Raw genomic sequence first — 10897 nt, 5'->3', positions numbered from 1 at the left:
TCGGTTCCACTCTCGAGTCAACCGACCATGATAGGAAAAACAGTCGGCTTCAATGACTCCTTAGAAAGGAGGTGATCCAGCCGCACCTTCCGGTACGGCTACCTTGTTACGACTTCGTCCCAATCGCCAGCCCCACCTTCACTCACTCCCTCCCCGAAGGGTTGGGCCGCAAGTTTCGGGTGTTGCCGACTTTCGTGACGTGACGGGCGGTGTGTACAAGGCCCGGGAACGTATTCACCGCGGCGTTGCTGATCCGCGATTACTAGCGACTCCACCTTCATGGGGTCGAGTTGCAGACCCCAATCCGAACTGAGACCGGCTTTTAGGGATTCGCTCCGCCTTACGACATCGCACGCCCTCTGTACCGGCCATTGTAGCATGTTTGCAGCCCAAGACATAAGGGGCATGATGACTTGACGTCATCCCCACCTTCCTCCGAGTTGACCCCGGCAGTCTCCCATGAGTCCCCACCATTACGTGCTGGCAACATGGAACAAGGGTTGCGCTCGTTGCGGGACTTAACCCAACATCTCACGACACGAGCTGACGACAGCCATGCACCACCTGTCACCCACCAACTAAATGACCCCGTGTCTCCACGAGTCCATGGGTGATGTCAAACCTTGGTAAGGTTCTTCGCGTTGCGTCGAATTAAGCAACATGCTCCGCCGCTTGTGCGGGCCCCCGTCAATTCCTTTGAGTTTTAGCCTTGCGGCCGTACTCCCCAGGCGGGGCGCTTAATGCGTTAGCTACGGCACGGAGACCGTGGAAAGTCCCCACACCTAGCGCCCAACGTTTACGGCATGGACTACCAGGGTATCTAATCCTGTTCGCTCCCCATGCTTTCGCTCCTCAGCGTCAGGTAAGGCCCAGAGACCCGCCTTCGCCACCGGTGTTCCTCCTGATATCTGCGCATTTCACCGCTACACCAGGAATTCCAGTCTCCCCTACCTACCTCTAGCCAGCCCGTATCCACTGCAGAACCGGAGTTAAGCCCCGGTCTTTCACAGCAGACGCGACTAGCCGCCTACGAGCTCTTTACGCCCAATAATTCCGGACAACGCTCGGACCCTACGTATTACCGCGGCTGCTGGCACGTAGTTAGCCGGTCCTTATTCCCCACCTACCGTCAACCCCCAGAAAACTGGGAGCCTGCGTGAGTGGTAAAAGAGGTTTACAACCCGAAGGCCGTCATCCCCCACGCGGCGTCGCTGCGTCAGGCTTTCGCCCATTGCGCAATATTCCCCACTGCTGCCTCCCGCAGGAGTCTGGGCCGTGTCTCAGTCCCAGTGTGGCCGGTCGCCCTCTCAGGCCGGCTACCCGTTATCGCCTTGGTGAGCCATTACCTCACCAACAAGCTGATAGGCCGCGAGTCCATCCCCAACCGAAAAAACTTTCCACACCCTCCCATGCAGGAGCGTGTCATATCCGGTATTAGACCGAGTTTCCTCGGCTTATCCCAGAGTTGGGGGCAGGTTACTCACGTGTTACTCACCCGTTCGCCGCTCGTGTACCCCGAAGGGCCTTACCGCTCGACTTGCATGTGTTAAGCACGCCGCCAGCGTTCGTCCTGAGCCAGGATCAAACTCTCCATTAAGGTCTACCACCACGACCCGAAGACCGTGGAAACCTAGATGGCGTCAACCCTGACTGAACATCAAACTGACATTCAATCAAAGGAATCCCTCACCATCACAATGTGATGGTCGGGAGCCAAAACAAACTTGGCTGTAAGTAAATAAACACGCGCTGTTGAGTTCTCAAAAAGCAACCGCTTAACCGTCTACAAGCATTCCCAGCGGGCCAGGCCCGCGTGTCACGCTCTTCGTATCGGTGCGGCGTTGTTTCCGCTTTGTTGTGTTCCCGACTTTATCAGGGTGTTTGTTCCGGCGCAAATCCGCGCTTTTCGCAAACCCTTGATGAAGCTGGGAGTGGAGTTTCCCTGCCCGGTTTCCCGTGCATTTCCGCTCCGTTGTGCCTTTACTTTATCAGGTGTTTTTCGCTCCGCCAAACCGGCGTTTCGAGAAACTCCATCAAGCACATGCACTGCTTTTTCCGCCAATTTCTTCGCGGCACAATGATTATGCCAGAACAAATTCGCGGCCAAGACCAGTGAGTGCCGGGCACGTCCACCAGATGGTGTCCGGATCGCCCGAAGAAGGCCGCCAAGTCCGAGGAAGAACCTCAGGGACTTCAAGGCGACTCGACCGAGCTTAGCTCCTACCGACCGCTCCGACAACCAAATCTCTAGTAACCCGGGTCACAAATTTTACGGTTCGGGTCGTGGGCCTGGTCCCCGGCATCCGTCAGACTCCGTCATGAGACCACGTCACCGGCCCAAGCAACGACAAGCCTCCATGGGACACACGGGGAAGTTGATGTTCCAGCACCTCACCGCACGGACATAAAGAGCTTGTCGAACGAGTCCACCGTTCAGGGCCCCACGCAGCGGTCTCACCTGGACGGCCCCACCGGGCAAGAGGAGAGTCGTCATGCGGAAATCCCCTGCCAGATCGCTTCCCGTCCAACGGGAGTCAGCCGAGGCGACCGACGACAGGACGGTTGTCCGTTCCGTGGAGCTGCACCTGGAGGCGTTCCTGCGGGACAAACGAACGGGCTGCGACGGAATCGACCCGGACTTCACCGAGGTCGTGACCGCGCGCCTGACCGAGTTCGTGACCCGCGGCGGGAAACGGCTGAGACCACTGTTTGCCTGGTGGGGATGGCGGGCCGGCGGAGGAAACAGCATCGGCCCGGCTGTCAACCCCGTGTTGCGGGCCGTAAGCGCCCTGGAACTCATCCAGGCGTGTGCGCTGGTGCACGACGACATCATGGACGGTTCCCGGACCCGGCGCGGCGCCCCTTCCGTGCACGCGGCGCTGGCCGCGGAGCACAACGTCCAGCAGTGGTCGGGGTCCGCGGAGGACTTCGGGGAGTCGGTGGCGATTCTGGTCGGTGACATCGCGCTGATCTGGGCCGACGACATGCTGATGCAAGCGGGGCTTTCGCGGGGGCAATTGGCGAGGGTCCGCGGCCCCTGGCAGATGATGCGCACCGAGATGATGGCGGGACAGTTCCTCGACCTGTACGGCCAGGCCCGCAGGGACGACTCCGAGTCATCAGCGCTCAACACCGCGCGTCTCAAGACCGCCGCCTACAGCGTGGAACGCCCACTCCACATCGGGGCGGCACTGGCAGGAGCGGGGGAGTCAACGGTTGCGGCGCTGCGGGGATACGGCTGCGACATCGGAGTCGCGTTCCAACTGCGCGACGACCTTCTCGGCATCTACGGGGAACCTGAGAGCACCGGCAAGCCGATCGGTGACGACCTCCGCGAGGGGAAGCGCACCTTCCTCATGGCGATGGGCGCGCGTCTGGCACGGGAACGTGGCGATGATGCAGCCCTGCGGGTGATCGAGGAGGTGCTGGGCGATCCCGACATCGGAGCGACGAAGGTCCAGGCGGTGCGCGAGGTACTCGACGACCTCGGAGCGCGGGGGGCCGTGGAGAAGCGGATCCATCACCTGGCGGAGCGGGGAACGGCGCGTCTGGGCGAAGTGGTCATCGACCCCATCGCGCACGCTTCCCTGAACGAGCTCGCGATCCACGCGACCGCGCGGGACCGCTGACCGACGATCACCCCGGCAAAGGATCCCGATGCCGGACATGACCGGCCCCGCCACGCACAACAGATACACCATCCCAGCACAAGCAGTAATTGAATGATTACCTGATCTGGTTGAGAGCACGCACTTAGCCGACTGCCCATCCCTGCGGCAGCAGCTTCCACGACCCGACAGGAGAACTTCGTGCGTACCGTGACCGGCCCGACCGATCATGTGGTGGTGGTTGGCGCCGGACTGTCCGGCCTTGCCGCCACACTCCACCTACTGGGTGCCGGACGACGTGTCACGGTGATCGAACGCGAGGACCATCCGGGAGGCCGCGCCGGGCAACTGGACCTGAACGGTTTTCGCATCGACACCGGACCGACCGTCCTGACGATGCCGGAGCTTCTGGACGAAGCGCTGGCCGCGGTGGGCGACTCCGTGGCCGATCGGCTGGACCTCCTTCAGTTGGCTCCCGCGTACCGGGCGCGCTTCGCGGACGGTTCGGTCATCAACGTGCACACCGACGCCGACGCGATGGAAGAGGAAGTCCGACAGACGTGCGGGACACGCGAAGCAGCGGGTTATCGCAGGCTGCGCGCATGGCTGAGTGAGCTCTACCGGTTGGAGATGGGCCGGTTCATCGATACCAATTTCGATTCCCCTTTCAGTCTGGTCTCACCGGAGCTCGCACGGTTGGCTGTGCTCGGGGGATTCGGCAGGCTGGCTCCGGCGATCGGGCGGTTCGTCAGAGACGAACGACTGCGCAGGATCTTCTCCTTTCAGGCGCTGTACGCCGGAGTCCCCCCGCAACGGGCTTTGGCGGCCTACGCGGTGATCGCCTACATGGACACCATCGCCGGGGTGTACTTTCCGCGAGGCGGAATGCGCGCCCTGGGTACAGCACTGGCCGGAGCAGCCGCGGACGCGGGTGCGGAGCTGCGTTTCGGCAGTTCGGTGAGCCGACTGGAGCAGCGCGGCGATCGGGTGACCGCGGTGGTGCTCGACGACGGGGAACGGATCGCCTGCGACGCCGTTGTCCTCACCCCCGATCTGCCGATGGCGTACCGGCTGCTGGGCCGTACTCCATGGCGGGTGGTACCGCTGCGATTCGCTCCTTCCGCGGTGGTGTTGCACGCGGGCACCGACCGCACCTGGCCGCACCTGGATCATCACAACATCCTGTTCGGCGAGGCGTGGCGTACGACCTTCTCCGAGATCACCGCCGAGGGTGTGCCGATGCGCGACCCGTCATTGCTGGTAACCCAGCCGACGGTAACCGACCCCGACTTGGCTCCCAAGGGCCGGCACCTGTTCTACGCGCTGGCTCCCTGCCCGAATCTGCGTACGGGACGGATCGACTGGGCGGAGTTCGGCCCCCGATACCGCGACGAGATGGTGCGCGTACTGGAGACCCGAGGAATGACCGGCTTGGACGACTCCATCCGGGTCGAGCGACTGGTGACACCAAAGGACTGGTCTCGGCAAGGGCACGCGTTCGGCACACCGTTCGCGACCGCGCACACGTTCGCTCAGACCGGGCCGTTTCGTCCGGGAAATCTCGTCTCGGGCGTGGGGAACGCGGTGCTCGCGGGCTGTGGGACGACTCCGGGGGTGGGCCTGCCGACGGTGCTGGTGTCGGGAAAACTCGCGGCGGCACGGATCACCGGTGGGATCGGACGCCGCGCGGGGGTGACGCGATGAACCGGGAACTGAAGGCCGCGGGAATCACCGACCCCGGACTGCGGGGCGACTACGCCCGATGCAGAGAACTCCACTCCCGTCACGGGCGCACCTACTACCTGGCGACACTTGCTCTTCCTCCGGCACGACGTCCGGCGATCCACGCCCTTTACGGATTCGCACGTTGGGTGGACGACGTGGTGGACGACATCGGGGACGAGGCCGACACGGCGCAGCGGACCGCTGTCATCACCACGCTGGACGCAGACCTCTCAGCGGCGCTCGCGGGATGGGCCGTCGAAGAACCGGTGATCCGTGCCGTCGCGGACACCGCTCGACGGCACGGGATCGAGGCCGAACTGTTCTCGGCCTTCATGGAGTCGATGCGGATGGACCTTTCCGTGACCGACTATCCGACGTTCGAGAGTCTTCGGACCTACATGTACGGATCGGCCGCGGTGATCGGCCTTCAGGTACTGCCGGTCTTGGGAACGGTGACCACCCGCGAACGCGCCGCACCACACGCGGCGGCCCTGGGGGAGGCCTTCCAATTGACGAATTTCCTTCGCGACGTCGCCGAGGACCTGGACCGCGGCCGCGTCTACCTGCCCGCCGACGTCCTGGCAGGGCACGGGGTGGACCGCGAACTGCTCGGGTGGTGCCGAGCCGGGCAGCGCAGCGACCCCCGGGTCCGTGACGCGATTGAACACCTGGTGGCGGTGAACCGGGCGGGATACGAGGAGGCGCGACCGGGCATCACCATGCTCGATCCGGTTTCGCGACCGTGTGTCGCCACGGCTTTCACCCTCTACCAGGGAATTCTGGACGAGATACAGGCGGCCGACTTCGACGTGTGGGGCCGCCGCCACTCGGTACCGAGCAGCCGGCGCGCACGGGTGGCGCTACCGGCTTTTGGACGCGCCGTACTGGCAAGGATGACGGAGGCGAGGCAGCGGATCCCCGCTCCCCGCCCAGCTGAGAACGACGCATGAGCGCGATGGAGAAACCCTGATGACAGAGGATTTCAGTCCCCGGCGCCTTCCGCTGCGTCGGATGCCTGCGACAGCGTGGGAGCGGCAGCCCCCGTCGTGGCGCGACGCAAAGCCCGGCGTGATCGAGGGCGCGTTGAAACGGGCGCTGGCCCGGCCCGCCGGCAACTGGTTCGTCCTGGCGGCGAGCACGCAGGTACGAGCGGATCGGCCGTTCGGCAGGCTGGTCTCGGGAACCGAGGTGGTGGCCTGGCGTACGGCCGACGGCGCACCGCACGCCGGGCCCGGAGCGTGTCCGCACATGGGCGCTCCATTGTGTCGGGGGGCGGTGAGCAATGATCGTCTCGTGTGCCGATGGCACGGTCTGGCACTGGGCGAAGAGGGTTTTCCCGGTTGGTCGCCGTTTCCGGTGCACGACGACGGTGTGCTGGTGTGGGTCCGGTTGGACTCGGTGGGTGGCGAGCAACCGTTGGAGGCGCCGGTGCTGCCGGTGCGCCCGACGCCCGAGAACCGCCTGGTGGCGGTGGAGACGCTTGCCGGGAGGTGCGAACCCGAGGACGTGATCGCCAACCGGCTGGACCCGTGGCACGGATCGTGGTTTCACCCGTACTCGTTCGTGGGGCTGAAGGTGACCGGAGCACCGACAGGACCGGAATCGGCTGATGCCGACGACCGTTTCGTGGTGGAGGTGGCGTTCCGAGTCGCGGGCCGGTTCGGGGTCCCGGTCCGGGCCGCGTTCACCTGCCCGGAACCGCGCACGGTCGTCATGCACATCGTCGAGGGCGAAGGCACGGGAAGTGTTGTGGAGACACACGCCACCCCGCTGGGGGTGGACCGGCAGGGGGTGCCCCGCACCGCCGTGATCGAGGCGACGATCGCGGCGTCGGACCGTACCGGTTTCGCCGTGGCGAAGCGGTTCGCGCGGTTGGTCCGCCCGGCGATGCGGTTCACTGCCCGCCGGTTGTGGCGCGACGACATCGCCTACGCGGAGCGGCGCTACACCTTGCGTTCGTCCGGCCGCTGGCCCGCCTGAGCAAAGGAACCGGACCGTTGCCCGGCCGGGCGCCGCGCCCAGGGGAGGCGGCCCCGGTTGGGCACCGTCCACACGGGGTGTCCGTGGCGGCCCCAGCGGCGAAGAAGCGCGTTCGCGGCGAGGAAACCGCTGGTGGCCGCGCGTTCCATGAGCGCGACCGGCAGGTTGACGCGAACGTGGTCACCGGCCAGCACCAGAAACGGGTCGGGTGTGGTGATGGCGGGCCGGTCGGTGAAACCCCCCGGAGGGAAGAGCGGACAGTCGGCGCGCAGTTCGTGGCGTTCGTCGATGATGCGCCCGTCGGCGGTCTCGGGATAGACACGGTGCAACTGGCCGATGAGGCGCTTCTGCTCGGTGACGGGATCGAGGTGCTCCGGCAACGCGTAGGCGTGCAGTTCCACGACCGATCCGCCGGTGGCACGCGCCCAGTCGGCGGCCTCGCCCTCGTAGCGTTCCAGGACGCTGATGTTGTCGAGGGTGGGGTAGCCGCTGGTGCCGAGGAACCCGGGACGCTCCGATCGTACGGGTCGGTCCAGCCATAGGCGGGAGACGAGGAACGGCGGTGCGCCCGGCCTGTTCAGGGCGTGCTCCCGCCACTGCCGGTCGGCGAGCGCGGGGGAGGAGGCCACGAGGCCGCGCAGGCCGCTGACGTCGGTGGCGACGACAACGGCGTCGTACTCGGCTGTTTCGTCGGGTGTGCGAACGGCGTAGCGGCGATCCTGCCCGCCACTGATCTCTTCGACGGGGCACGAGGTGCGCACGTCTGCTCCGAGGAAACGCAGCCGGCGGGCGAGAGGGTTCCACAGCGCCTGCGGGAACGGTGCGTTGGGCACGTCGAAGATGAGGCCCTCACTGGAGCCGAGGAAGTAGATGTGGAACATCGTCAGCAGTTCGGCAGCGGACATCGACCGTGGGTCGGCGAAGAAGCTGCGGGAGAAGACCTCGAGGGCGAGGTGGCGCGCGGAGGCGGGGAAGTGCAGCCGGTCGAGGAAGTCGAGCGCGTCAACGTGGTCGAACCTGCGGTAGACGTCGGGAACGGCGACGTCGAGCAGGCTGAGAGCGGCGACGATGTTGACGTCGGCGAGATCGCGCCAGCGGAAGCTCGGGCTTCCGGCCACGAACGCGAACGCGTTCCAGGGAGGCGTGGCGGGCAGGCCAGTGAAGCCGTCGCGTGCCCCGCTCGCATGCACGAGGGGATAGTCGGGCAGGGGCGTCAGCATTGCCAGCGCAGGGTCGATCCGGCGCATCAGCGCGCGCAGGTTGTAGTACTGGCGGAAGAAGGCGTGGAAACCGCGGCTCATGGTGGCGGTGGTTCCGTCGGCCAGCGTGGTCTGCCATCCGGAGAGGCGACCGCCCAGTTGCGGGTCGCGCTCCAGGAGCGTGACCGCGACGTCGCGTTCGACAAGCGCCGTTGCGGCGGCAACCCCGGCGATGCCGCCACCCACGACCGCGACCCGTGGCTGCCGTGCCGGTGCGGTGCCTTCGGGGGGCCGGGGCTCGTGGAGTTGGGCCCTCGGGTCACGGCCGGGAACAGGCTGCGGGGTCACTGTGCGGTCTCGCCGGAGAGTGCGCGGAAACCGAGGAAGGTGTGCACGATACCGGCCTGCCATCCGGTCATGGGCAGGACCTTGACCTGGCGCAGTCCGGCTGAGCGCATACGTCCTGCGAGGCGTCGGGCACCGTCGAACTCCAGAACGCTGCGCCACAGGTACCGGTAGAGGTCGGACCGACCGGAGACGACCCGGCCGAGCGGGATGATCACCGACCAGCAGATCGTGGTCCATACTGCTCGCGCCGTGGTGGAGTCGGCCACGGAGTACTCGTGTACGGCGATACGGCCGCCCGGGCGCAACAGGTCGTGCATGGCGACCAGGACCGCGTCGCGGTCGGAACAGTTGCGCACGAGATAGGCGGCGAGGATGGCGTCGAAAGGGCCGGTGATGCCGGCTTCGGCGAGGTTCTCGGCACGCGCGTGCACGAACCGGACGTTGTCGGGCCAGGACTTGGCACGGGCGGCGTCCAGCATGCCGGTCGAGGCGTCCACGGCGACGATCTCGGCGTGCGGGGCGACGCTGAGCAGTGCCGCGGTGGAGGCTCCGGTGCCGCAGCCGAGGTCGAGCAGACGCAGGCCGGCCCCTCCTTCGGGCAGCCTGAGGCGCTGGGCCGAGCGCCTCAGGTGCGCGCGGTAGCCGGGATTGACCGCGACCAGCCGGTCGTAGGACGGCGCCGAATGGTTGAACTCGTCGGTGACCTGGCCAGACTGTGCGCCCTGCGGTGTGTATGTCACATTCGTCCCATGTTGGTGTCCCCGGTTCCGGTCCGGTTTCGGCAGACGTTACCCGGGGGTGTGGCGTTGACCTCGTTCACGCCACACCTTCTGGGAAGGTGATCACATGGACCGCGTGAACGTGGCGATCGTGGGAGCGGGAGCGGCCGGACTGTCCCTGGCCCACCGGTTGACGAAGAGACTCGACGGGCGTTCGATCGCACTGGTGGAGACGGCGGAGTCCGCGCTGCGTCCACCGGTTCGCACCTGGTGCTTCTGGGAAACGGCACGGGGGGAGTGGGACGGGGCGGTGAGCGGTCGCTGGCCGGCGCTTTCGGTGTTCGGCCCGGACGGCACGCAGTGGTGCTCTTCCGCGGCACCGTTGGTGTACAAGATGATCCGCTCACCGGACTTCGAGTCGCTGGTACGCGGTGATCTGGCGGACGTACGTCCGATCGAGGCGACCGTACTGGACGTGGTCAACGGTGCCGGGGGCGCGCTACTGCGCATGCGCGACGCCGTCGGTCGGCCGGCGGAACTGGCCGCCGACGTAGTGTTCGACTCTCGGCCTCCCGCGGCGTTCCCCCCGAGTGCGGTGACGTTGCGGCAGCACTTCCGGGGGTGGTTCGTACGCACGGCGGAGCCGCGCTTCGACACGGGGGCGGCGGTGTTGATGGACCTGCGCACGCCCCAGCCCGACCGCGGCGTGTCCTTCGGCTACGTGCTGCCCTTCTCCGCGCACGAGGCACTGGTGGAGTACACCGAGTTCTCCCATGGCGTCTTGGACCGCGCCGGTTATGAAGCGGCGCTGCACGACTACACCGATCGCGTGCTGGATCTGGGGGAGTTCTCGGTAACGGGGACCGAGCAGGGGGCCATTCCCATGACGACCGCACCGCTGCGGGTGCCCGTTGGCCGGCGCGTGTTCCGGATCGGTACGGCCGGGGGTGCGACGCGACCTTCGACGGGTTACACGTTCGCCGGCGTGCAGCGCCAGACGGAGCAGATCGCGGCGGCGTTGGCTGCGGGTCAACGGCCGGGGGGATCGGCCGCGCATTCACGGCGGCACCTGTTCATGGACGCGGTCCTGCTCCGCGGATTGGCGGAGGGCCGAATCGACGGCGCGGATTTCTTCGCGTCGCTTTTTCGTGGCAATCCGTTACCGCGACTCCTGGACTTTCTGGACGGACGGACCACTCCGTTGACGGATCTGACGGTCGGGGCGACGGCACCGATCGGGCCGATGCTCTCGACACTGTGGGCGCACGTGCGCCCTGGCCCCGCCCTCGTCCGGGAGCAGGACGATACACAGAGTTAA

7 protein-coding genes and 1 rRNA gene are annotated in these 10897 nt (G+C 66.1%); 5 read left to right on the top strand and 3 right to left on the bottom strand.

Going from position 1 to position 10897, the window contains the following annotated elements; genetic code table 11:
* Positions 1-64: 64 nt before the first annotated feature.
* Positions 65-1597, bottom strand: a 16S ribosomal RNA gene (locus AC0VYP_RS00120).
* Between the two features lie 895 nt (positions 1598-2492).
* On the opposite strand from AC0VYP_RS00120, the gene AC0VYP_RS00115 reads away from it, so the two are divergent.
* The 4 genes from AC0VYP_RS00115 (at position 2493) to AC0VYP_RS00100 (ending at position 7313) form a co-directional block, all read left to right on the top strand.
* Entirely contained in the window at positions 2493-3629 is a 1137-nt protein-coding gene (locus AC0VYP_RS00115) for a polyprenyl synthetase family protein (RefSeq protein WP_475472009.1), read from the top strand.
* A 180-nt stretch (positions 3630-3809) separates the two neighbouring features.
* Positions 3810-5312, top strand: coding sequence for a phytoene desaturase family protein (gene crtI, locus AC0VYP_RS00110; protein WP_475472008.1), 1503 nt, complete (start codon positions 3810-3812; stop codon positions 5310-5312).
* Complete coding sequence (locus tag AC0VYP_RS00105; protein ID WP_475472007.1) at positions 5309-6283, top strand: phytoene/squalene synthase family protein; 975 nt, start codon at positions 5309-5311, stop codon at positions 6281-6283. The genes crtI and AC0VYP_RS00105 overlap by 4 nt, the downstream gene beginning before the upstream one ends.
* A 19-nt stretch (positions 6284-6302) precedes the next feature.
* Complete coding sequence (locus AC0VYP_RS00100) at positions 6303-7313, top strand: DUF5914 domain-containing protein (RefSeq protein ID WP_475472006.1); 1011 nt, start codon at positions 6303-6305, stop codon at positions 7311-7313.
* Here AC0VYP_RS00100 and AC0VYP_RS00095 read toward each other — a convergent pair.
* Both AC0VYP_RS00095 and AC0VYP_RS00090 read right to left on the bottom strand, forming a co-directional pair.
* The gene (locus tag AC0VYP_RS00095) at positions 7277-8860 is read right to left on the bottom strand and encodes an FAD-dependent oxidoreductase (RefSeq protein ID WP_475472005.1); all 1584 of its coding nucleotides are present in this window, start codon (positions 8858-8860) and stop codon (positions 7277-7279) included. The genes AC0VYP_RS00100 and AC0VYP_RS00095 overlap by 37 nt on opposite strands.
* Positions 8857-9600 (bottom strand): class I SAM-dependent methyltransferase, encoded by a 744-nt coding sequence (locus AC0VYP_RS00090; RefSeq protein ID WP_285757957.1) that lies wholly within the window; start codon positions 9598-9600, stop codon positions 8857-8859. The genes AC0VYP_RS00095 and AC0VYP_RS00090 overlap by 4 nt, the downstream gene beginning before the upstream one ends.
* Before the next feature lie 106 nt (positions 9601-9706).
* On the opposite strand from AC0VYP_RS00090, the gene AC0VYP_RS00085 reads away from it, so the two are divergent.
* Positions 9707-10897, top strand: a complete 1191-nt coding sequence (locus AC0VYP_RS00085; protein ID WP_475472004.1) for a lycopene cyclase family protein — start codon at positions 9707-9709, stop codon at positions 10895-10897.

It is taken from the genome of Nocardiopsis sp. iso_186 (assembly GCF_056173365.1).
The sequence above is the reverse complement of the archived record's forward strand: the minus strand, read 5'-3'. Positions and strand labels throughout refer to the sequence as shown.

Bases quoted from the DNA above. Each gene is read 5' to 3' on its own strand.
- AC0VYP_RS00115 (WP_475472009.1), top strand. From the start codon at position 2,493: ATGCGGAAATCCCCTGCCAGATCGCTTCCCGTCCAACGGGAGTCAGCC.
- AC0VYP_RS00105 (WP_475472007.1), top strand. From the start codon at position 5,309: ATGAACCGGGAACTGAAGGCCGCGGGAATCACCGACCCCGGACTGCGG.
- AC0VYP_RS00100 (WP_475472006.1), top strand. From the start codon at position 6,303: ATGACAGAGGATTTCAGTCCCCGGCGCCTTCCGCTGCGTCGGATGCCT.
- AC0VYP_RS00085 (WP_475472004.1), top strand. From the start codon at position 9,707: ATGGACCGCGTGAACGTGGCGATCGTGGGAGCGGGAGCGGCCGGACTG.